Source organism: Vibrio rubrogenes (assembly GCF_059641415.1).
This window is the reverse complement of the sequence record NZ_JCARSY010000012.1, coordinates 79,762-101,543: the sequence shown is the minus strand read 5'-3', so window position 1 is coordinate 101,543 and position 21,782 is coordinate 79,762. Positions and strand designations below refer to the sequence as shown.

The 21,782-nt window shown below is 45.6% G+C and carries 22 protein-coding genes; 12 read left to right on the top strand and 10 right to left on the bottom strand.

Annotated features, from left to right (window positions below):
• Positions 1-234: 234 nt before the first annotated feature.
• From AC55NX_RS11050 to AC55NX_RS11030, 5 genes are all read left to right on the top strand, one after another.
• Entirely contained in the window at positions 235-843 is a 609-nt protein-coding gene (locus tag AC55NX_RS11050) for a MarC family protein (protein WP_059122241.1), read from the top strand.
• A gap of 27 nt (positions 844-870) precedes the next feature.
• Positions 871-1,383 (top strand): GNAT family N-acetyltransferase, encoded by a 513-nt coding sequence (locus AC55NX_RS11045; protein WP_496995778.1) that lies wholly within the window; start codon positions 871-873, stop codon positions 1,381-1,383.
• A 63-nt stretch (positions 1,384-1,446) separates the two neighbouring features.
• Positions 1,447-2,079, top strand: coding sequence for a LysE family translocator (locus AC55NX_RS11040; RefSeq protein ID WP_496995777.1), 633 nt, complete (start codon positions 1,447-1,449; stop codon positions 2,077-2,079).
• 132 nt (positions 2,080-2,211) lie between these two features.
• On the top strand, positions 2,212-3,657 hold the full coding sequence (gene nhaD, locus AC55NX_RS11035) for a sodium:proton antiporter NhaD (RefSeq protein WP_496995776.1): 1,446 nt from the start codon (positions 2,212-2,214) through the stop codon (positions 3,655-3,657).
• Positions 3,658-3,802: 145 nt separating this feature from the next.
• The gene (locus AC55NX_RS11030) at positions 3,803-4,417 is read left to right on the top strand and encodes a fumarylacetoacetate hydrolase family protein (protein ID WP_496995775.1); all 615 of its coding nucleotides are present in this window, start codon (positions 3,803-3,805) and stop codon (positions 4,415-4,417) included.
• Positions 4,418-4,425: 8 nt separating this feature from the next.
• On the opposite strand, the gene AC55NX_RS11025 is transcribed toward AC55NX_RS11030, so the two are convergent.
• The 3 genes from AC55NX_RS11025 to AC55NX_RS11015 form a co-directional block, all read right to left on the bottom strand.
• Complete coding sequence (locus AC55NX_RS11025) at positions 4,426-4,746, bottom strand: AzlD domain-containing protein (RefSeq protein WP_496995774.1); 321 nt, start codon at positions 4,744-4,746, stop codon at positions 4,426-4,428.
• A gap of 1 nt (position 4,747) precedes the next feature.
• Positions 4,748-5,464 (bottom strand): AzlC family ABC transporter permease, encoded by a 717-nt coding sequence (locus AC55NX_RS11020; RefSeq protein WP_496995773.1) that lies wholly within the window; start codon positions 5,462-5,464, stop codon positions 4,748-4,750.
• Positions 5,465-5,827: 363 nt separating this feature from the next.
• Positions 5,828-6,880 carry a DUF3103 family protein gene (locus AC55NX_RS11015; protein WP_496995772.1) on the bottom strand — a complete coding sequence of 351 codons (1,053 nt, stop codon included), beginning with the start codon at positions 6,878-6,880 and terminating at the stop codon, positions 5,828-5,830.
• Positions 6,881-7,164: 284 nt separating this feature from the next.
• Here AC55NX_RS11015 and AC55NX_RS11010 point away from each other — a divergent pair, with 284 nt between their 5' ends.
• Together AC55NX_RS11010 and AC55NX_RS11005 are read left to right on the top strand one after the other, a co-directional pair.
• Positions 7,165-7,743 (top strand): GNAT family N-acetyltransferase, encoded by a 579-nt coding sequence (locus AC55NX_RS11010; protein ID WP_496995771.1) that lies wholly within the window; start codon positions 7,165-7,167, stop codon positions 7,741-7,743.
• A 183-nt stretch (positions 7,744-7,926) separates the two neighbouring features.
• Positions 7,927-8,094 (top strand): hypothetical protein, encoded by a 168-nt coding sequence (locus tag AC55NX_RS11005; RefSeq protein ID WP_496995770.1) that lies wholly within the window; start codon positions 7,927-7,929, stop codon positions 8,092-8,094.
• 62 nt (positions 8,095-8,156) lie between these two features.
• Here AC55NX_RS11005 and AC55NX_RS11000 read toward each other — a convergent pair whose 3' ends face one another.
• Positions 8,157-9,089, bottom strand: a complete 933-nt coding sequence (locus AC55NX_RS11000; protein ID WP_496995769.1) for a LysR family transcriptional regulator — start codon at positions 9,087-9,089, stop codon at positions 8,157-8,159.
• A gap of 153 nt (positions 9,090-9,242) precedes the next feature.
• Here AC55NX_RS11000 and AC55NX_RS10995 point away from each other — a divergent pair, with 153 nt between their 5' ends.
• On the top strand, positions 9,243-10,238 hold the full coding sequence (locus AC55NX_RS10995; protein WP_496995768.1) for an aldo/keto reductase: 996 nt from the start codon (positions 9,243-9,245) through the stop codon (positions 10,236-10,238).
• A gap of 60 nt (positions 10,239-10,298) precedes the next feature.
• Here the strand turns inward: AC55NX_RS10995 and AC55NX_RS10990 are convergent, their stop codons facing one another.
• Positions 10,299-11,201 carry a LysR family transcriptional regulator gene (locus AC55NX_RS10990; protein WP_496995767.1) on the bottom strand — a complete coding sequence of 301 codons (903 nt, stop codon included), beginning with the start codon at positions 11,199-11,201 and terminating at the stop codon, positions 10,299-10,301.
• 101 nt (positions 11,202-11,302) lie between these two features.
• On the opposite strand from AC55NX_RS10990, the gene AC55NX_RS10985 reads away from it, so the two are divergent.
• Complete coding sequence (locus tag AC55NX_RS10985; RefSeq protein WP_496995766.1) at positions 11,303-12,523, top strand: multidrug effflux MFS transporter; 1,221 nt, start codon at positions 11,303-11,305, stop codon at positions 12,521-12,523.
• 34 nt (positions 12,524-12,557) lie between these two features.
• Here the strand turns inward: AC55NX_RS10985 and AC55NX_RS10980 are convergent, their stop codons facing one another.
• Complete coding sequence (locus tag AC55NX_RS10980; RefSeq protein WP_496995765.1) at positions 12,558-13,148, bottom strand: acyl carrier protein phosphodiesterase; 591 nt, start codon at positions 13,146-13,148, stop codon at positions 12,558-12,560.
• A gap of 347 nt (positions 13,149-13,495) precedes the next feature.
• Between AC55NX_RS10980 and AC55NX_RS10975 the strand changes: the two genes are divergently transcribed.
• On the top strand, positions 13,496-14,449 hold the full coding sequence (locus tag AC55NX_RS10975; protein WP_496995764.1) for a porin: 954 nt from the start codon (positions 13,496-13,498) through the stop codon (positions 14,447-14,449).
• Between the two features lie 390 nt (positions 14,450-14,839).
• Here the strand turns inward: AC55NX_RS10975 and AC55NX_RS10970 are convergent, their stop codons facing one another.
• On the bottom strand, positions 14,840-15,190 hold the full coding sequence (locus AC55NX_RS10970; RefSeq protein WP_496995763.1) for a hypothetical protein: 351 nt from the start codon (positions 15,188-15,190) through the stop codon (positions 14,840-14,842).
• A gap of 229 nt (positions 15,191-15,419) precedes the next feature.
• Here AC55NX_RS10970 and AC55NX_RS10965 point away from each other — a divergent pair, with 229 nt between their 5' ends.
• The gene (locus AC55NX_RS10965; RefSeq protein ID WP_496995762.1) at positions 15,420-17,261 is read left to right on the top strand and encodes a putative bifunctional diguanylate cyclase/phosphodiesterase; all 1,842 of its coding nucleotides are present in this window, start codon (positions 15,420-15,422) and stop codon (positions 17,259-17,261) included.
• A 41-nt stretch (positions 17,262-17,302) separates the two neighbouring features.
• Here AC55NX_RS10965 and shyA read toward each other — a convergent pair whose 3' ends face one another.
• Complete coding sequence (shyA, locus tag AC55NX_RS10960) at positions 17,303-18,619, bottom strand: peptidoglycan DD-endopeptidase ShyA (protein ID WP_496995761.1); 1,317 nt, start codon at positions 18,617-18,619, stop codon at positions 17,303-17,305.
• Positions 18,620-18,803: 184 nt separating this feature from the next.
• Complete coding sequence (locus AC55NX_RS10955; protein WP_496995760.1) at positions 18,804-19,103, bottom strand: isoamylase early set domain-containing protein; 300 nt, start codon at positions 19,101-19,103, stop codon at positions 18,804-18,806.
• Positions 19,104-19,635: 532 nt separating this feature from the next.
• On the opposite strand from AC55NX_RS10955, the gene AC55NX_RS10950 reads away from it, so the two are divergent.
• Complete coding sequence (locus AC55NX_RS10950; protein WP_496995759.1) at positions 19,636-21,012, top strand: YjiH family protein; 1,377 nt, start codon at positions 19,636-19,638, stop codon at positions 21,010-21,012.
• Positions 21,013-21,085: 73 nt separating this feature from the next.
• On the opposite strand, the gene AC55NX_RS10945 is transcribed toward AC55NX_RS10950, so the two are convergent.
• Complete coding sequence (locus AC55NX_RS10945) at positions 21,086-21,775, bottom strand: Crp/Fnr family transcriptional regulator (protein WP_496995758.1); 690 nt, start codon at positions 21,773-21,775, stop codon at positions 21,086-21,088.
• Between the last annotated feature and the right edge of the window lie 7 nt (positions 21,776-21,782).

Genomic DNA, 21,782 nt, shown 5'->3' with positions numbered 1-21,782 from the left:
ACACTTCAACATCAGCAATAGAAACTAACAAAATAAGTATTGCATTGATCGTTAATTTTTCGTCATATTTAGGTTTCATAGACTTCCATCTCTGCCCATAATATTTAGGATAATCACCGTCGTTCTAGTTGATGCCATGATGCCTCCGACACAATGATGCATCACTTTCGTGTGGCAGCCCCTCGCCAGAGGAAAATTCATCTCATTGATTATAAAATAAGGACTAAAAAACGAGTGATAGATAAGGTAATACACGATTTTCTAGTGATTTGGGCGACCATTGATCCAATTGGGACGATGGCGCTGTTTGCTGGTATGACGGTCAAATTCTCAGCCAGAGAACGCAGAAAAACCGCATACAAGACTATTTTTTATGCCGCACTGATTTTAATGGGTGCAATTGTTGTCGGGCAGTTACTGCTTGGAGCAATGGGAATCAGCCTGATTTCATTTCAGGTCGCGGGGGGCGTTATTCTGTTCCTGTTCGGGCTACAGATGATTTTTTCCAATGGGAATCAGGAAGAGGCGAGAGAACCGTTGCATGATATTGCGGTGTTCCCACTCGCGATTCCTGCTACTGCGTCGCCCGGAGCAATTTTGGCGGTCATCCTGATTACGGATAACAATATTTATACGATCCAAGAGCAGATTATCACGTCACTTATGATGTTGAGCGTCTTAGCCACGACACTGGTTTTACTGATTTTCTCGGGCAAAATTATCAGAATCATCGGCATTGGCGGAGCGTCTCTGCTGACCCGAGTCATGGGCATGATACTGGCAGCGTTGTCTGTCGAGTTTATTATGGAAGCTATTGGCATCAGTAAATGGGTCGGGGCATAATTAGACTTTTAGCATCAAGGAGGATGCATGATAATCAGAGATTTTCATTTAAATGATTCAGCGGCAATCACCACGATTTACAATCATTTTATCCGTGATACAACCATCACCTTTGAAGAGCAGCCCTTATCAGTCGATCAAATGTCCGCACGGCTGCAAAAGATATTGGACACAAGTTTCCCATGTCTTGTTTTAGAAGTTGATCATGAAGTGATTGGGTATGCTTATGCCAGCCCTTGGCATGTCCGTTCTGCATACAGATTTACCGTAGAATCGACCATTTACTTAGCGCCTACGGCTGTAGGAAAGGGCTTCGGACGTACATTATATTGCAAGCTTATCGAGCGCCTGAAACAGCAAGGGATTAAAAACGTAATGGGTGTGATTGCCCTGCCGAACCGACCCAGTGTTCGGTTACATGAATCTTTGGGGTTCAATCAGGTCGGTGAGTTCCACGATATCGGCTTCAAGTTTAATCGCCACATTTCCGTCGGCTACTGGCAACTGGAAATTGATGCCAGCATGCGGCAAAGAGATTGATGTTATCGCTATGTACGTACAGCATGATGGGTGCAGCGACTTTCACGAAGGAAACAGATTCACATGATTGATTTCAGTATCTTACCGCTCTTCTTTATCTCCGTTTTTTTCCTCGTGATCTCTCCCGGGCCGGATTTATTGTTGATTTCAACATACGCTTCTATCCGTGGGTTTCACGCCGGAGTCGCCATCGCTTTAGGGATATTGATTGCAGGGCTCGTTCAGACAACGCTGGTCGCTTTTGGTCTTGGTCAACTGATGCAGACCGTCCCGGTTATCGCCTTGGGCGTTAAAATTATGGGTGCCTTATACCTTGCCTGGCTGGGTTTGAGGATGCTGAAATCATGGTTTCGGCGTGACATGGTTGTCAAAAATGATGCGCAGACCCGCTCATTGAGCATGACGCAACTGATGTGTCAGGGCCTTTGGAATAATCTCATGAACCCGAAAGCACTGTTATTCTTCAGTATGTTCCTGCCACAATTTACCAGTTCACAATTTGAACTGACGTCGCAAATTCTCGTACTGGGTTTATTGCTCAGTGTGACAGCTTTCGTCATGAATATATTGTTTGCGCTGATATTCAGCAAACTGAGTGCTTATTTCGAGGGCAAATTGACTTTGGGACGTCATGTCGATGGCCTGCTCGGCATCATATTTTTGGGGCTGGCGACCCGTTTGGTGACCAGTAAGTAATCTCACATAAACCAATGATGGTATGACTGATATATTGAACAGAGTGAATATAGTTGATTTTGATTCGACTCACAGTTAGCACGATGAATGCGGTCTACACTAAATACGCTTTTTCATCAGAAGGATAACGTGATGACGACAAGATCAACCGGACGCTTTTTGATTTTACTCCTGTTAGTTCCCTTTATCAGTGTTGCATCGACCCATTCCAGCCCATCACTTTCAATTGATATGACCCATTCCTGGGCGGGCTATGCTTGTGTGATTCTCTTCGTGCTCGCCTACATTACGGTCACTTTTGAAGAAGCCATCAAGCTCAAAAAATCGAAACCGGTTCTATTGGCTGCCGGGATTATCTGGGCCATTATCGGTTTCTCTTATCAACAAATTGATCAAATTGAAGTCGCCAAAGCAGCTTTCGAGAAAAATTTGCTGGAATATGCTGAACTGTTGCTCTTCCTCTTGGTGGCGATGACGTACATCAACGCTATGGAAGAACGGCGCTTATTTGACACATTACGTTCATGGATGGTCAGTAAAGGGTTCAGCTACGCAACTTTGTTCTGGCTGACCGGTTTACTCGCTTTTTTCATTTCTCCGGTCGCAGATAACTTAACTACAGCTCTGTTGATGTGTGCTGTGGTGATGAAAGTCAGTGAAAATAATCCGTCTTTCGTCAACCTGTGTTGTATCAATATCGTCATTGCCGCCAATGCCGGCGGTGCGTTCAGTCCGTTCGGAGACATTACCACCTTGATGGTCTGGCAGGCGGGCATGGCCAGTTTTCTCCACTTTTTTGACCTCTTCGTACCGTCGGTCGTCAATTACCTCGTGCCGGCCATATTCATGTCATGCTTTTTACCCAAAGGCCGTCCGGATCTCGTTCAAGAACGTATCGACCCCAAACGGGGTGCAAAACGGATTGTGGCCTTGTTTTTACTGACGATTCTCACCGCGGTCAGTTTTCACGCCTTATTCGAATTCCCACCCGTTGTTGGTATGATGATGGGATTGGCTTATCTCCAGTTTTTCGGCTACTACCTCCAAAAATCCCTGCCCCGTTTTCTCGCTCAACAGAAAGCCCTCGCACAGGCCAATCATGATGAAACAACCCTGAAGCGGCTGGGTTCAATTGTGCCTTTTGATGTCTTTAAACGGATTTCGCATGCCGAATGGGATACCTTGCTGTTTTTCTATGGCATCGTCATGAGTGTTGGTGGCCTTAGTCTGTTGGGCTATCTCAGCCTGATTTCGGGCACCATTTATCCGCATTGGGGAGCCGAATGGGCGAATATCTTTATGGGCGCACTCTCCGCGATTATCGATAACATCCCGATTATGTATGCCGTACTCACTATGGACCCGGTGATGTCCACCGGTAACTGGCTCCTCATTACCCTGACGGCCGGTGTCGGCGGCAGTATGTTATCGATTGGTTCTGCTGCGGGTGTTGCTCTCATGGGTGCCGCTCACGGACAGTATACATTTTTGAGTCATTTGCGGTGGACGCCCATCATTGCTTTAGGTTATGCCGCCAGTATTGCGACTCATATGTGGCTCAATCAAGCGCAATTCTGAGTGTGAGTATCCGTTCAGGATGGCAAATAACTTATTGAATATATATTAATATTCATTCTATCTCAGATCGGATAGACTATTCTCTGACCATCTCTGACAATACGATACAGAGGTTCACAGGAGAGACTTTATCAAGGACAGGATCATGAACACCATTCGCTTCGGCAACCGGAAAATCACACCTTCAAAAGTTGTATGTGTCGGCAGAAATTATATCGAACATATTCATGAATTAGATAATGCCGTTCCTGAACAGATGGTGGTGTTCCATAAACCCAACAGTAGTATCACTGCTCAACTGCATGCCTTCCATGAAGAACCACTTCACTATGAAACCGAAATCTGCTTTTTGGTCAAAAATAACCGTTTTCACGGTGTCGGGCTCGGGTTGGATCTCACCAAAAGAAACCTGCAATCCCGGCTCAAGCAACAGGGGTTACCCTGGGAGCGGGCTAAAGCATTCAACGGCTCGGCCGTATTCAGCAAGTTTATTGCCTTAAGAGATATTGATATCGAGACGCTAAATCTGGAATTACTGATCAATTGCGTCCGCATTCAGCATGGCCGGGTCACGCAAATGATGTATTCACCCGATACAATTTTGCAGGAGTTGCAAAGTTACACCACACTGGAAGACGGGGATATTGTCATGACCGGAACCCCCAAAGGTGTGGGGATTGTCCAAACGGGGGATATTTTTCTTGCACGGCTGAAAAGTGAGGAAAAAACCTTAATCGAAATTGAATGGGTCGCTCAGTAACCCGACCATTACGCCGGGAAAACTACCAGATGAAGTACCAGAAACACCATCATGCTCAACACGGTTGTCAGTAAAACATTCTTGGTTTTCCAAGAGATGATCCCCGCCGTCAGTGCTCCCCATAAATAAGGGTTGTGCCAGTCGATCCATAACGACTTTTCCGGCATGAATACAATCGGTGCCCAGATCACGGTTAAGATGGCCGGACCGGAATAGCTCAAAAACCGATGTAAATGAGGGCCTAAACGCAATGGCAATTTAGGTTCTAAAAAGAGATAGCGGCTGAGAAACACCACCCCTGCCATAGCTACAATTTGGATGAGCACCATACTATTTCCTCTCAAGATAAGTTTCAGTCACATAACCGGCGATCATCGCAGACAGACTGGCGATCACCAAACTTCCTTCCACTTGATACAAATTCAGCGTTACCGACATCACAAGGCTGGTCAGAACAGAGACTGTTACCGGTACCGTTTTGACATTCGGAATAACAATCGCAATGAACGTCGCTGCAATTGCGAAATCAAGCCCCAGCGAACTCAGTTGCGGAATCGCATGACCCGCAACAATACCGACGAGTGTTGCGAGGTTCCACCACAAATAAAAGCTCAATCCGGCCCCGAATGCATACCAGCGGTTAAAGCGGGCATCCTCCTGGTGGTTGAGTAAAGCGAACAGTTCATCGGTCAGTAAAAATCCCAGGATGACCCGCCAGCGCAGCGGCATTGGGCTGATTTTCGAGCGCATCGACACACTGTAGAGAAAATGGCGTGAGGTAATAAAAAAGACCGTCAAGAGCAGAGAGAATAATCCGGCACCGGCTTTTAGCATCCCAGTGGCAACCAACTGGGCAGAACCGGCAAATAAAATCGCAGATAACGCTTGGCTTTCCATAACGGTTAACCCGGATTCGACCGCAAAAGATCCCGCCAGCAGCCCCCAAGGTAACACGGCAATACTTAAAGGCATCATCGCAAGCGAGCCTCGGAAAAATAGTCTTACCGGTGTATCTGATGCCTGATGCGCTTCTGTAATCATCGTCATGGCTTTATTATTCCTCACTTAAACAGATGTCCGTTCCGCTCGACGGAACGGATGATTATAATCAATCAAAAAATCAATATCACCACAGACTTTTAGAGACGGATTAAGAGTCATTTCCCTACCCTGCCACTGTCGTTTTTGTCCTATCATAATCAACCCTGCATAAAAAAGATTGTACGTTATTGCTATTCGTTATTTGAATCCGTGATTTAAATAAGGACGCAAACTAAGATCAAAACCATAAAAACACCCCCAATAATTCGTGTCCAACTATTGGGGGTCAGTTCATTTGGGCCGGATTTTTATTTCCCGGAGTATCTCCGGAATTCAAGGGCACAATGTGCCATTGAATACTCAACTGATTTAATTGGGTTCAACAAAGAACGGTTCCATACTGATAACCGCATTATCGGCTGAACAATGGAAATCAATATAAGATTTGCCGCGCTCAAGGGTATAACACGCATCAATGAAGTCATCATCATCAACAAACACGGAATCAGGCATCGCTGCAATCACACGACTGGTAATTTCCGCAATCGCAGATGAAGGTGTCCAGCCAGCCAGAGAACCGGCTTCTCCGACAGCCGCCACCAGCGCTTGAACCAACGTTTTGTAATTGGTTCCTGAATCATGTTCGTACATGAGCATGTCAACGACCCGATAATTATATTCCGACCAATTAATCACGATTTGATTGGGATAATAGTTGGTCTCTTTGTAATCCAGATAAGGCATTTCAACAGCTATGATTTGTGGTTCATTACCACTCAAAACACCAGTGACAACGCTATAAACTTCTGCTGCTCCTTTAATCCAGGGTTCACGCACATTGTTGACGTTCACTTTGGTTAATTTGGTAGCATCAAAACCAGTTGCTTCATTTGCTGGTGCACTGAAGTGAGGTGTATGCGATGTTTTTGCCTGTAAGCCGTTTTCCTGTAACAGTGTATTTAGTTTTTTGACACTCTCTTTCATGGCGTAATAACCGTTGTCATCCACTACCAGCACCGGGACGCTGGGTTCCTGATCGACAGCCAGCGATACTTTGTCGCCGCTGAGGGTATAACCCACGATTTTAGTCCATGAATCTTCATCACCGGATGGCGGATATGCGACCACCAGATCAGTCATATCATCATCCAGCGCACGATCTGAAGGCAGGAATAACCACATTTCCATCGTTTCATCAATTGACTGATGTGCCAGCATACTTTGCGGGGCTAAAAATGTGTTTACCCGTATCGGTGTATGTGAGCGTTCGATCTGTATAATTTGCTGATTCAAATGACCTGAATCATGTAACTGAGATGCCAACCGGGCTGCAATCGAATCTTTATCGACCGCGAAAGCGCTCATGGAAATGAAAGACGCTGCAGCACACAATGCGATGGATATCGTATTTTTTAGTTTCATGGTTTCTCCATTGTTCCAATACCGTATTTAACAACATATGCTTATGAATTCATATATCATATCAAACCATAACACGATAATTTTCTTTACTGTAAAAAATTCGATAAACCGGAAGAAAAATACGACAGCGCATCACAATGTTTTATAGCAGATAAAATAACCGGGCATTTTATCTTCTGTTTGCTGAGATGTTCCTTTAATCTGTATTGAATGAATGTTCAGATGGCTTTCAATTAAAAGATTCAATATAACCGATAATAATTCAGAGGAAAGTAAATCACCTTATGCTGAAATGGACGATCGATCAGGATATTATTTTATACCAGTTGCATGAATCACTTGCGCCCCGATACGCTGAACTCGTACAAGAAAATAAACAATACCTCTCACAATGGTTAAACTGGCCTAGAGTTTGTCGTACCCCTGATGATTTCAAAACTTTTATTCAAGGTTCACTTTATAAATATATTGATGGTGATGGTCTGGATTGCGCAATTGAGTTTCGAGGAGAGCTGGTCGGAAATATTGGTTTTAATACGATTGACCATGAACTGAAAAAAGCCGAAATCGGTTACTGGATCGGTCAGCAATATCAGGGAAACGGAATTATTACCCGCGCCTGTCGTTTTTTAATTGCCTACGCATTCGAAACACTCAATGTCGAAAAAGTTCAAATTGCGGTCGCTGAAGATAACCGACCGAGCAGAGCCGTCTGCGAACGGTTAGGTATGACTCTGGAAGGTATAATCAGCCATCAGGAAAAAGTCGGAGACCGAATTCTGAGTCATGCGATTTACGGTATGTTCTCACCAAATATAAGCTCACCCAATATAAGCCCATCGAACGTAAGTCCGTCGAAATAAGCCCATATCACCATCACCATCACCATCACCATCAAATCCACTCATATCGGTTACCCGTTCGCCTGTTAACCGACTGTGTTTCAAATTCATCAATCCCCAGAATTTTTACGTCTCCTAGACAAACGCGCTCTTGAACCAACTATTATGTATAAATAAATACATAAAGATTCTATTGGTGAATATATGAAACAGCTTCTCATAATTGTCGTCACATGCATTGTTTTATCCGGCTGCCAGTTGACCCGGGTTGAAGGAGAAATTAACGACACCAAGGTGAAAGTGAACACCACGGAAACAAATAGCAAAGGGAAGTTCTGCCCGCCGGGACAGGCTAAGAAAGGAAATTGCTAAACAGGCTTTCAATTGTGTGGTTATTGACCGAAACCCGCTTGTGTCGACGGGTTTCGGTCAGCTTAGTTATTTTCCCGTGTTTTTTCGGCAGGCAGTGGTAGCGGATAAGCCTGACGCATAAACTGGATAAAGGCTTGCAAAGCGCTGGAAGTATGTCGGTGACGTGGATAACAGAGATGCCACCCCGGAAAGAATGGGCAGAAATCATCCAGAACAGACAATAGCTCGCCTCTTTCCAGCCAAGGCCTGAGTTTGTCTTCCGTCCAGAAAACAATCCCCTGATGCTCACATGCCGCTGTCACGGCCAGCTCTCTGCTGGTGGTGATCAATGGCCCGTCAACGGCCATTGAAAACCAGTGCCCGTGCTGGAAAAACTCCCACCGGTACACAGCCCTGTCACCGGAAAGACGCCAGTTGAGACACAGATGATCACGCAAGTCAGCCGGAGTTTCAGGCCGGCCATATGTCTGTAGATACTGAGGCGAAGCCGCAGCACACATGCGGACTTTCGGTCCGATCGGGTAGGCTATCATGTCTTGCTCAACAAACTCCCACAACCGGATCCCGGCATCAAACCCATCAGCCACCAAATCAATCACAGCATCTTCAACCAGAATATCCAGCACGATATCGGGGTATGCCCGATAAAACTGCCCTAAAACCGGCTGTAAGATCGCATCAGCCGCAGCTGTGGTCAGGTGCAACCGAACCGTGCCAGCCAGCGCGCCCGACTGAGTCTGTACTTCATTGAACGCAGCTTCGATTTCATCCAGTGCCGGCCGCAGGCGCTGATAAAACCGCAACCCGATTTCCGTCAGTCCCACACTGCGCGTCGTCCGGTTAAACAGCCGACTGCCCAGATTATCTTCCAAACGTTTAATAATCTGACTCAAGGCCGAGGGCGTGATGCGTAATACCTTCGCGGCAGCAGAGAAACTCCCCTGTTCAGCAACGGCTTTGAACGCTTTCATTTCTGTATATTCACTGCTTTTCATTGATATAGCTCTTGAGATAAATGGGGTTCATATCGATAGACGTGAGATAATTATCAATCTTATCCTTCATAGTTAATGAATATTCTGAAGTATTAATAAACAATGTCAATGTGCGCATAATAACCCTGTTCATCAATGATTAAGGATACACACATGCTAAAGCGTCATTTAGGAAGTCAGGGTCTACAAGTTTCAGCGTTAGGATTGGGCTGTATGGGAATGAGCCATGCTTATGGGGGTTATGATGAAAGTGCATCGTTTGCCACACTCAATCATGCGCTGGAACAAGGCGTTAATTTTTTCGATACCGCTGAAATGTATGGGCCATATACCAATGAAATATTACTGGGGAAATGGCTCAAATCGCTGAAAGGTCAACGGCAAGAACTCGTCATTGCGACAAAATTTGGTTTTGATATCCGTGACGGCGCTTTTCCCGGACTCAACAGTCGCCCGGAACATATCCGGGAGGTGGTGGATGCCTCTCTGCAACGGCTCCAGACCGATTATATCGATATTCTCTATCAACACCGGGTGGATCCTAACGTCCCGATTGAAGACGTTGCAGGGACAGTCGCCGAATTGATTGAGGCGGGGAAAGTTCGCCATTTTGGTTTATCTGAAGCGGCACCGGAAACCATCCGTAAAGCTCACCAAACCTGTCCGGTTTCGGTGCTACAAAGCGAATATTCGCTGTGGGAACGCCATCTGGAACACGAAACGCTGCCACTACTGCGCGAGCTGGGGATAGGCTTAGTGCCATTCAGCCCCTTGGGACGGGGATTCTTGAGCGGTGATACCAAACCCGCTTCCGCCTACGCTAAGAATGACTTTCGCGCTTGGGGCGATCCACGGCTAAGTGACGAGAATTACGCCACCAACCTGCGGCTGGTTGATGCGATCCGTCAGCTCGCCACAGACAAGGCCACGACGCCAGCCAGAATCGCACTGGCTTGGTTACTCCATCAGGGCGACGATATTGTACCGATACCGGGCTGTCGACGGATTGCTCACCTTGATGACAACATTGGTGCCGCCGAGCTCCGTCTCCAAGCCGATGAAGTACGTCAGCTCAGTGAGATCACCGCGCAACTCGGTGTTGCAGGAGAACGATACACGACTGAATTTGCCCGCTTTACGGACCAGTAAAGTCATACAATCACAACGGTTCCTGAATACTCCTGCTCCGACCAATGAGCCGCTTGAGGCTCATTGGCTACCAGTTGCCATCATCGTCCCGGAGATAGTTGCCAGCGCAGCTTCAATACCATCCATCGCTAAGCTCACTTTTGCACTGGCTTTCCGGAATGGCCTGAGTGCATAAATCGTTTCACACCGATCAAACGGGTCATCCATCACTTTGACAAGCTCCCCAGAGGCAATTGCGGCCGCAACCACCCAATTCGGTAAGCAGCAAACGCCAATGCCTGCCATTGCCAGCATCAGCTGAGCATGAAAATCGTCACATCTGGCCGCGATAACATTTGATTTTTCCAGTCCTTTCCAACACAGCGAGTTGTACTCGGCGCATTTATCAATCAGCGGTAAATGGTTTAACTGGCCAATCTGCTCAGCGGAATAGCGGGACAATAAAGCAGGACTGGCACAGATATGCCACGTTTGAGTCCCCACTTTTTGGGGATATAAGCTACTGTTTGGCTGTTCCCCGACGCGAATGGCTAAGTCCAGACGTTCTACAATCGGATCAATCAGTCTTTCCGTTAAATTCAAATGAATATCAATATTCATCCCTTGCCGGTGACACTGAGCAAGAAAAGGGATGACGATCATTTTGCCAAATGTCGGCAGACAGCTCATGCGGATAACGCCGGATGTCGACTGCTCGATTGAACGAATCGTCTCAATCGTATCGGCAATATCTTTTAACAACGGCTGCGACCTTTCATAAAGATATCGGCCCGCTTCCGTTAACCCTAAAAAACGGCTTGAACGAATCAGTAACTTCGCTTTGATGAGTTGCTCCAGTTGGTCAATCTGCCTGGTGACCGTTGAGACATGCACACCAATATGCGCGGCAGCTTTCGAAAAACTGCCCTGATCAACAACCGTTGAAAATAAAAAAAGCTGCTCTGAACTGGGATAATGATTCACGGGTTTGCACCTTACGCAAAGCTGTATTGCAAGAATCTTTATATTAATCCGGTGGCATTTGAATACAATCCCTAATACCGTTCAAACAATATGTACTCAAGATGCACAACGTCCAATCCCAACAATCACAAATAAAAAAACTGATCCTAATCATCACGATTTTAGGTCAGGCATCGATTGCGTTATATCTGCCTGCATTGCCCGAGAGCAGTCGTGGTCTGGTGATTGATGAATTCCAAACCAAATTAACCGTAACATGCTTCATTATCGGTTTTGGTATATCTCCGATGTTTTTCGGCCCTATTTCTGACCGTATCGGGAGAAAACCGATTCTGTTCACCGCTTTATTACTGGCGCTAGTCGGATTTGTCGGCAATATATTCAGTTCGACTTTTGAAATTTTCACCTTGTGCCGAATTTTGGAAGGGCTGGGATGTGGTGGATTACTGACCAGTGGACGTTCCATTGTCAGGGATGTTTTCTCCGGAAAAGAGCTGGCGAGTGCTTCATCCTATCTCTCGATGGGATTTGCGCTGGGCTTTGGATTAAGCCCGGTGATTGGCGGTCTGCTGACCAAGACCTTTCACTGGACCTCCGTTTTTATTTTTCTGGCTCTGTTTGATCTGTTTATCATGGTCTTGTGTTTTTTCTATCTTCCGGAAACCAAAACAGCAACACCTGAAAAACAGCAGGACAATTTATTAAAAATAACCCTGAAGGATTATCTTCATGCGATATCCAATTCGCAGTTTATGATCAATGTATTGGGGGGATTTTTTGCCTACTGTATTGTGATTTCCTACAATCTCATGACACCATTTTTAGTTCAGGAACATTTTAACTTCTCTCCGGATGAGTATGGATATCTCGCTGTTCTTATCGGGGTCCCCTATTATCTGGCAGCATCGATGAACCGTAAGATTGTCCTGAAACACGGCATTTACTTTTCATGTATGATCGGGAGTATATTTATTCTCACTGCCGGGGCAGCCATGCTCTTTGCCAATCTGAACGGATACCAAAATATTTATGTATTGATTATCCCATTCATGATTGCAACATTCGGTCAGGCACTGATATTCAGTAATACGATAGCATCGGCACTGCAACTGTTTCCGGCCACATCCGGCGGTAGAATGAGTGCGCTCTACAGTAGCTTGCAGATGATTCTGGTCAGCCTGACATCAACCTACTTTGCCCGTTTGCCCGATAACAATACGATCTATCTAGCGACTGTTGTGCTCTGTATAGGGGGATTCTGTCTGATTTTTATTATGCTCTCGGAAAAACTCAAAACATGCAGACAGCCAGAGAAGCGATAGTCTAAGGCCCTCACGAATACAATGATTCGTGCCATTATTCCATCTCTGAAAACGCCACACTGACCGCTTCCAGGACTTGTGGATAGAACTGAGTAAAGTTCTCAGACAAATGTTGATAATGTGTCTTCAGCGATGGAATACAACTGGTGAGCGCTTGCATCCGGGGTGAGCGACGAGACATCCGCTGTAAAGCAAACTCAATATTATCGAATTCAGCATAAGACTCCAGCCAGCGCCCTTGCCACATCCGTTGGTGAACCTGCATAAAAGATTCCGGCGGCGTAAACGTCAACTCTTGCTCAATTTGCCCATGCACGGTTTGGCAAAATGTATCGAGTGGGTGGTCATGTAAATCATGCCAGTCACGGGCTAAACAGTGATCCCAGAATAAATCGAGTCCGATGGGGGCAAAACGGCGGCTCTCTGCCGGGAAACAAGACTTCAGTGCCTGCACCACGGGATGTCGATCCGTATATGCATCAACAAAGCGATGTAAGCGGATCCCCTTAACGATTAATTCCGGGTAGCGTCCCTGCGGATCACCTTTGACGAAATCCCCCAGCAGGTTTCCCAGCGGGCTCGACTGACAGACTTGAGCAAGATGCAAGTGCGCTAAAAAATTCATAATCTTTACCACCGTAATTCAAGATGTTTCATCAAACCATAAAACGGGATGATTCACTAGAATAGTCATGACTATCAATACCACTCATATATACAATACCACCCTATGCATAGCACCATAGATTAACTCGCCCAAATCATCAGATATAAATATACATTAGTAATATACATTTATATTTGATACACATCAGAACGCTTATTTTCATAAAAATCATAAAAAAATCAAATAAAAACAACATGTAATAGTAAGAGTTCTGCAATCTAATATTCATCTTTTCCTTCTAACTTACTCCAGTCATTACAAAAAAGAGCAAAGAAGCTCAATCACAATGGAATAAGGTAAACAAGATGAAAAAAGCAGTTCTGACAACAGCCATTCTCACAGCATTGGTATCCGGCTCTTCTATTGCTGCCACAGTCTATGATAGCAAAGGCACGACCCTGAAAGTGGGTGGTCGTGCTGAAGCGCGTTTCAATCTTTCCGACGAAAATGAGTCTACTAAAAATAGCCGTTTTAAAGACAAATCTCGGGCTCGGGTTAACTTAGTCGGAAAAACAGCGCTCTCTGATGATTTATATGGCTTTGGTAAATATGAAGCTGAACTCAATAATAGCAGCAGCAAAGGAGACGGGGATGGCGATAACCTGACCAACCGTTATTTCTATGCTGGTATGGGCACAAACATTGGAGAGTTCTCCTATGGTAAGCAAGATTCAGCTCAGGTACAGGTGACAAACTTTACGGATCTGATGAACACATTTGATGAAGAAGCTGCTGACCTTGTCGATGGTAATAAAGACAAGCGTGACAACAACTTTGTTTATTCCGGTCAATTCGATGCGCTGAGTCTTCAGGCGAACTATATTGCCTCAGACGAGAAAGACAATGATAGTTTCGGTATCTCTGCTGTGTATGGTTTTACTGAAAATCTGACCGTTGGTCTGGGCTATGTGACTCAAGACAATGGCTCTAACTCTGAAGACCAATTCAATATCGGCGGACAATTTAAACTGGATGCATTAACACTGGGAGCCCTATACGGCACTGGTACAGCCGTTTCCGACGGTAAAGAAGTTGATGCCGATGACTATGAGCTGGGTGCAAAATACAAACTGGGCAAAACCTCACTGATCGCTGTATATAACTTCCAGGAAGTGGATAACAAGGATACGGTCGATCATCTTGCACTGGAAGTCGAGCATAAATTCAATGGTAATCTGCGTGTTTATACCGGCTACAAGTTTGAACAGCTGGAGAACACGGACGATCAACTCCAAGCGGGTATTCGTTACGATTTCTAACCCCAACGAACAGAACCCTATAATCCACGATTGGTCAGGCAGAGATGCCTGACCTTTTTTATGGTCAGGCCGTCGTGACACGGCGCTCACTGCACCATTTCATCACAGTTTTGCCCCATTGTAACGCACCTGTCAAAGTGCGCCATAACAGAAAAACAAATAAATAATTGATTTAATTAACATTAATAACTTGGCACAATCTCTGCAATCTATTCAGTGACAAATGCAGGCAGCGTTTGTGCTTCTTTCACAGTGATATGGCAGAATCACTGGTCACTTCATGTTCTTTGCCTCCCTTTTATCAGGGAGGTTTTTTTTTTAACGGCTATAACGGCTATTTTAAGGGGAATGTCGTCGCTGACTCAGCGCCAGACGCCAACGTCCATCATATTATTTGCGCTTTGGCTGAGTATACGTTTTACCCGCGGCCTGATAGGTTTCTTTCCCTTTGATACTGAACTGCGTATCGAAAAACCAAGCCACAAACCGAATCACATCATCCCCTTCAGTCATCACGTATTCAGCAAGCTCTTCAGGCGTTCCCGATTCATCTTCTTGGATGGTCACATGATAAATACGTTGCTCACCCTCAATCTCTGCAATCATAAATTGCCCGCTTAAAGCTTCAGCCGCTGAAGCAATTTCTGCTTCGTCAACCTGCTTCAAATAGGCAAGTGCGAGCGGTAAACTTCCGGTCTCACAGGCCTGCTTCACCATCTGTTCAAAATCATGCTGTAACATTTTTATTTCCGTCTCTGTTTTTTGCTGGCGTCAAATCATCCCGACATGCAAAAACACATCATCGGGTAACCCGCGTATACTCTCACAAATTCATTTATTCTCAAGACTAACCCATGCCAGACCTCAGACAATGGGCGTAAATCGAGCCCAAAACTGGAAAAAGCATTACTCTTAGCCCAAAGTTATATGGGAAAACAAAATAAAATCACAATGTCAGCAGGCTTTCAGTATGAATATAAGTGGACCACTCTCGTTCAACGAAGTGGATTTGCAATCGATCTCTGAACTGATTTCGATTACCGACTGTTCTCTCTATCAAAAATCAACCGAGATGTTACAGCAGGCAACAGATGCAACTGCTTCTTTGCTGTTTGAGATCGATAAAGTCAAACAACAGAAACGTCTGCTCGCTGCATCTGCAGCGGAGTTGTTTGATGAAGATATCGGTACGCATCTGGATACTCTGATTATGTATCAGCTTGAGCATCAGCCACATCAGTATTATTTAATCCCGGCTCAGGTTCACCAACGCTGCCCTCATGCAAGTTATCTGGTAAAACATCAAATTGAAGGCTATCTGGGAACCATGGTGAACCATACGGTATCCGGTGATCGGATCTATCTGTTTATTTCATTAACACAGTCACCGATTGCTGAACCATCTGTAATCATACAGTGGCATCGTCTGGTCTCGCAGGTCGTGATGCAATACCGTCGTTTTAAACATCAAACCAACCGAACGGATGTATTACTCAACCGCCTGAATTATGAAGTTTCCCACGATGACCTGACCAATCTGATGAACCGTAGTTTTCTTGCCGACACGCTGGAAAGGCTCGTGTCAGCATCTCAAAGCCAATTCAGTTTTACCCTGGGAATGCTGGACATCAACGATTTCAAATATATTAACGATCTCTACGGCAATTATATTGGTGATCAGGTGTTAAGATTTGTTGCCCACGCGATTGCTGCATGTATTCAAGACGAGCAACTGACATTTCGGATTGCCGGCGACGAATTTGCTTTCATCACCTTTGATCCACATCCCACTGAGGTCTGCCAAAAGATACTCACCCGGATTCGTGCCGGATATCAAGATACAACCCATCACATCAGACTCTCAGCAAGTATCGGTACTGCCAGATATATGGAAGAATCGATCGATGCAGATCAATTGCTGCTCAACGCCAGTCTGGCACTCAAAAATAGCAAGAAGCTCTGTCAGCCCGCAATTTGTTGTTACGACACCCATCTGAGCGAGGCGTATCACCGTAGGAATCAAGTGATTGATGCACTCAGAGACACTCTGAGCAAAAATATCGACGAGCCACAGGAGCTTTATGTCGTGCTCCAACCGATCGTCAGACAACATCAATCAACCTGGAACTACTTTGAAGTACTCTGTCGCTGGCAGAGTCAGGTACTCGGAGAGCTCTCTCCGGTCGAGTTCATCGCAGCGGCAGAACAATCCGGCCTCATTATCGAACTTGGCCATCGGGTTATTGAACTCGCCTGCCTTGCCAAAAAGCAAATTGAGCAGTCGTTGGGCCAAAAGATTAGACTGAGTATTAACTGTTCAGCCTATGAGTTAAATCAGCAGGGGGATTATATTCAGACACTGACGAAACTGATCACGCGCTATGGTTTTTATCCGGGAGAGTTCACGATCGAAATGACGGAGACGGCATTGCTGTCACAACGAAAAGTCTCCCGAAATATTCTCAGAAACCTAAGGGATGCCGGCTTCAAAGTTGCGCTGGATGACTTCGGTACCGGTTACTCTAGTCTGAATTATATTCATAATTATCCGATTGATTGTATCAAGATAGATGCATCGTTCATCAAAAATATGCTATGCAACGATACATCCGAGAAAGTCGTCAGTTTGATCATTCAACTTGCCAATCAATTGGATGTAGATTTAGTTGCGGAGGGTGTTGAAGAGGAGCAATCATTGGCGCGGTTATATGAGATGGGCTGTACGCAAATTCAGGGTTATCTATTCTCGGCACCACTCCCGCCCGAGATGGTTATTCACCAATTGCTCGGACGGAAAGAATCAAACAGATAATGATAATACTCGGGATAAATCAAGCTCAGCGCTAAATGCGCTTAACTCTGCCCTGTTTTGTCTTCTGTATGCGCAGCAAGCTTTAACTCTTGCCGTTCAAGTAACTGATTCATTTTGTTCCGGTGCGTAATAAATTGCTCCATCTCTTTCTTGGCAACAGAGGTTGCCATCGGGATTTTGGCTTTCATGGCGTCAACTGGGCGTCCCTTCACTATCAACTCATAGTGCAGGTGTGCGCCTGTCACTCTTCCCGACTGACCGGATAATCCGATTTTTTGCCCCCGGGACACTTTTTGTCCGCGATGAACCAGAATCTTACTCAAATGCAGATAACGCGTCATGTAAGTGCTGTCATGGCGAATCACAATATAATTCCCTGCGTATGGGTGCTTACGGACAATAATCACCGTGCCATCACCGGTAGACAGTACAGGGGTTCCGACCGGTGTCGCAAAATCAGTTCCGTTGTGTGGCATGATGCGCCCCGTCACCGGATGGTGGCGGAAAGGATTAAATGGCGAACTCATCCGCCAATGACGGCTGGTCGGGTAACGACGAAATGCCTTTTGCAGACTATGGCCATCCTGATCGTAATACTGTCCGTCAGTATGCAGGTAAGCGGCAACCACCGTACCACGGGTAAATATTTTGATTGCCTGAATTTCACTGTTGCCGGTCAGTTGATCTCCGACGAACTGCTTCGATTGGACGATTTCAAGCTGATCGCCAGCACGCAAATCTTTTGTGAAGTTCACTTTGTCTTTCAGTAAAGTGACCATCTGCTCAATTTCATTGCTATTGAGCCCCAGCCGATAAGCCGACTGTGAAAACGATCCCTCAATCTCACCAATCAGTGGGAACGGTTTCCAAGTTCCGGGGATTTTGATCTCTTTATACGCATAGCTGCCATCATCCAAACGGGTATACACGACCTGTTTGACTAAACTAAATTGCAGCGACATTTTTTCTAAGCTGTGATCTTCCTTGTTCCGCCAGAATCTCAGGGTATCACCGGGCTGAATCGTATCGAGGGCCAAGTAGTTCAAATCCGTTTCCATGATTTTCAACAAATCACGGTAGCCGAATCCAAGTTGTTCAAAAATGGTACTGAGGTTATCTCCGGGACGAATCACATACTCATAATCAGGCAGGTTTTCTGCGGGGGCTTGGGTTTGTTCTGCAACCAACGAATCGACAAGCTGTTGCTCTGCAGCAATGCTGACATCAAGGCTATGACGTGTGGTGTGATCGTTCAATAGCATATAAAAAGAAACCCCAACCAACAAAGGTAATCCCAAGATGAAAACACGCTGTCGTCTGGACAGCGACATCACACGTTCAACGATTAACTTAACCACAACCCCACCTTGCAAAATAGATCAAAAACGTACAAGCATAGGATTTTATGACGTAATCAATACCAGAGTAAAGTCAAAGCATAATTGAAAGGGTACCAAAGCACCCTTTCTCCAGACCCGACAAGTCAATCACACGGATATGATTCACCGCTGTTGAAGTCAACTCAGCATCAAAATCAGAATGTTACTGATGGGTAGAAACAAGACCGTTATCTTCGCCGTATCCATTGGGAATATATTGATCAGCATTGGGATCATTCATCCACTGACTTTCTCCTAGCAAGTAGCGAAACTGATATTCACTATCTTTCGGGAGACGCGCTTTGTATTTGTATGTCGAAGATTTGGCGACTTTCTTCATCGGCTCAGGTTTCCAATCCAGAAAGTCCGCGACAATCGCAACATTGGATGCTGTCTCAGGGATGTCCAGTTCAAAAATGACTTCTACTTCATCTTTGGTTTTAAAAAAGCGCTTCCTAATCATCTGCAAACTCCGTTTATCATATAGCCAATTATCTTTGTTTTAGTCTGATCACTATGATTTGCTGACGAAAATGAGTAGCACCCTCACATGTGAGCAAAAAATAACCAGACTCAACCTATCATAAGAAATATCGCACACATCTACAATCATAGATGAAGACCAAAACAAACACACTGTCATACGGATGATATGAAGCACTGATTTTATGTTACTCAAGTTTCACGGTTTCATCAGCGCATATCATCTTGAGTCATCAACGTAACTTCGACGCAACACCAAGATACAATTATCTAACTTAAAAGGTATTCATAGCACAAAAATAGTGAATAAATAGATAGGATAGATGAATAGTGTTGCGACGATATTCAAAAACAGATATTCTTCGCGCCTTATCATCTGGGCTCTATCGAACATATTGAGTCTGAATAGACGACTTACTTTTTTGAATATTTGCCGGTGTCAGGCATTGCGAACTCGCCTCAGAACGAGAGCGTTCACGATGCATAGGCCACTGACATATCTGAGAATAACCATGCAAGACAATACAAAAGCGCTTGACGTTGAACCTTCAGAATCCAGAAGCTATTTCTGGCTTTTTCTGCTTCCATCATTAGCAGGGATTTTCCTGTTCATGGCTCCGCTACGCTATCAGGGTGACTTAACTATCCCCGTTGCGATTCTTGCTGCGACGTTGCGCGATTTCCTAGACGAATATATTGTCACGATCATTACGCTAATCATCGCAGGTATGGCAGGGCTATCGCTGCTTTACCGCTGCTATCAACCCGCTGTCATTCGTCGGCAGCCGTTTTTAGATCAACTCTTATCCCCATCGCCGCTTTGGTTGATTGTCCGGGTCATCGGGGGTGTTGCGGCATTCTCCAGTTTATATCACTGGGGCCCGGCGATGATTTGGGAAAAGAATACCGGCGGTATGGTATTGGAAAGCCTGCTGCCAACGCTATTTTCTGTGTTTATTTTTGCGGGATTACTCCTGCCTTTATTGCTCAACTTCGGCTTGCTGGAGTTATTCGGCACGCTCCTGAGTAAGGTGATGCGGCCGATCTTTAACTTACCGGGACGCAGCGCGATCGACTGCATGACATCTTGGCTGGGCGACGGCAGTGTCGGTATTTTGTTGACCAGCAAACAGTACGAAGAGAAGTTTTATACCCAACGGGAAGCCGCGGTTGTCGGTACTACCTTCTCTGCCGTGTCGATCACATTTAGTCTGGTGGTACTTGCTCAGGTCAAGCTAGAGCACCTGTTTTTGCCATTCTATGGCACGATCTGTCTCGCCGGCCTTGCGGCTGCAATTATTTTGCCGAGAATTCCCCCATTAAGCCTGAAAAAAGATCTGTACGTCGATGGTAGCCAGCCCGAACGTGCTGCGGATGCGATTCCTGACGGACATCATTCATTTTCCTGGGGAATGAAGCTGGCAATCCGGCGGGCACAACAAGTGCAATCCGGTCGCGCCATTGTGGCAGAAGGGCTGCGTAATGCCGCAGATATGGTTTTTGGCGTGTTACCGGTGGTGATGGGATTGGGTACACTTGCGCTCATCGTGGCAGAACATACCTCGGTGTTTGCGATGTTAGGTCAGCCTTTCATCCCGTTCTTACAATTGCTCGGTGTACCTGAAGCCGTTCAAGCCTCAGAAACCATTGTTGTCGGTTTTGCCGATATGTTTATTCCGGCCATTCTGGCTTCAGGGATTGATAATGAGATGACCCGTTTTATTATCGCAGCCATGTCGGTCACCCAGCTCATCTATATGTCGGAAGTCGGTGCTTTGTTACTGGGCAGTCGTATTCCGGTCAATATTGTCGAACTATTTATTATCTTTATTTTGCGCACCCTGATCACGCTGCCGGTCATCACGGGTATCGCTCATCTGATATTTTAGTGTTTTAGTCATAGAAATCCCCCCTCGGGGGATTTCGTCACATTCGTCATCCATACTGGCAGTATCTACGCCTCTAATCGCTATCGATTTTATCATCGAGAAACGCTTTCAGCTTAGACAGGTCACCAATCGATAAATGATGACCGTGTTTAACAACGAGCCCCCTATCCAGCAAAGCTTTGACTGCACGACGATAGACCCGGCTGGTCGTACCAAATCGCTCCGCTTCGCTGTCAATCCGTTCAAAGCCACCGAGAGCGACATCACTTTGATGGCGAATCCATAAATCATAAGCAATGTTATACATGATGGGCCAGAGTAAGCGTTGTGTGTAGATACTCAGTGAATCTTGATAATCTTCGGCCAGAGCGCTGGCAAAGAACATAGTGAGTTCTGGATAACCAAGCATTGCCTGAGATAAACGGGCCGCAGAAATCACTGCGACGTCGATGTCCTCTTCGGCCACGACATTCCACTGGCATAAGATTTGGGTGAAGAACTCCATTTCACCAAAAATGTGATCATCACACTGAACTTCACCAAGCTGAAAGCGTTTGCCACTCGCCACCGTAATATTCATCGACACACGTCCAACAGACACCACATACAAATGATCGACTTTTTGCCCTTGGGTCAGCAGCGATTCACCCGCAGAAAAACGCCGTTGTGTAACGCAGCTATTGTCCAAAACTTGCCTGAACAGCGGTAGCTTGCTCTGTAAGTATTCATAAAAACGTGTATTTTTGTTCGGCTGAACTTGCATACCATTT

Bases quoted from the DNA above. Each gene is read 5' to 3' on its own strand.
- AC55NX_RS11045 (WP_496995778.1), top strand. From the start codon at position 871: ATGATAATCAGAGATTTTCATTTAAATGATTCAGCGGCAATCACCACG.
- AC55NX_RS11040 (WP_496995777.1), top strand. From the start codon at position 1,447: ATGATTGATTTCAGTATCTTACCGCTCTTCTTTATCTCCGTTTTTTTC.
- nhaD (WP_496995776.1), top strand. From the start codon at position 2,212: ATGACGACAAGATCAACCGGACGCTTTTTGATTTTACTCCTGTTAGTT.
- AC55NX_RS11030 (WP_496995775.1), top strand. From the start codon at position 3,803: ATGAACACCATTCGCTTCGGCAACCGGAAAATCACACCTTCAAAAGTT.
- AC55NX_RS11025 (WP_496995774.1), bottom strand. From the start codon at position 4,746: ATGGTGCTCATCCAAATTGTAGCTATGGCAGGGGTGGTGTTTCTCAGC.
- AC55NX_RS11020 (WP_496995773.1), bottom strand. From the start codon at position 5,464: ATGACGATGATTACAGAAGCGCATCAGGCATCAGATACACCGGTAAGA.
- AC55NX_RS11015 (WP_496995772.1), bottom strand. From the start codon at position 6,880: ATGAAACTAAAAAATACGATATCCATCGCATTGTGTGCTGCAGCGTCT.
- AC55NX_RS11010 (WP_496995771.1), top strand. From the start codon at position 7,165: ATGCTGAAATGGACGATCGATCAGGATATTATTTTATACCAGTTGCAT.
- AC55NX_RS11005 (WP_496995770.1), top strand. From the start codon at position 7,927: ATGAAACAGCTTCTCATAATTGTCGTCACATGCATTGTTTTATCCGGC.
- AC55NX_RS11000 (WP_496995769.1), bottom strand. From the start codon at position 9,089: ATGAAAAGCAGTGAATATACAGAAATGAAAGCGTTCAAAGCCGTTGCT.
- AC55NX_RS10995 (WP_496995768.1), top strand. From the start codon at position 9,243: ATGCTAAAGCGTCATTTAGGAAGTCAGGGTCTACAAGTTTCAGCGTTA.
- AC55NX_RS10985 (WP_496995766.1), top strand. From the start codon at position 11,303: ATGCACAACGTCCAATCCCAACAATCACAAATAAAAAAACTGATCCTA.
- AC55NX_RS10980 (WP_496995765.1), bottom strand. From the start codon at position 13,148: ATGAATTTTTTAGCGCACTTGCATCTTGCTCAAGTCTGTCAGTCGAGC.
- AC55NX_RS10975 (WP_496995764.1), top strand. From the start codon at position 13,496: ATGAAAAAAGCAGTTCTGACAACAGCCATTCTCACAGCATTGGTATCC.
- AC55NX_RS10970 (WP_496995763.1), bottom strand. From the start codon at position 15,190: ATGTTACAGCATGATTTTGAACAGATGGTGAAGCAGGCCTGTGAGACC.
- AC55NX_RS10965 (WP_496995762.1), top strand. From the start codon at position 15,420: ATGAATATAAGTGGACCACTCTCGTTCAACGAAGTGGATTTGCAATCG.
- AC55NX_RS10955 (WP_496995760.1), bottom strand. From the start codon at position 19,103: ATGATTAGGAAGCGCTTTTTTAAAACCAAAGATGAAGTAGAAGTCATT.
- AC55NX_RS10950 (WP_496995759.1), top strand. From the start codon at position 19,636: ATGCAAGACAATACAAAAGCGCTTGACGTTGAACCTTCAGAATCCAGA.
- AC55NX_RS10945 (WP_496995758.1), bottom strand. From the start codon at position 21,775: ATGCAAGTTCAGCCGAACAAAAATACACGTTTTTATGAATACTTACAG.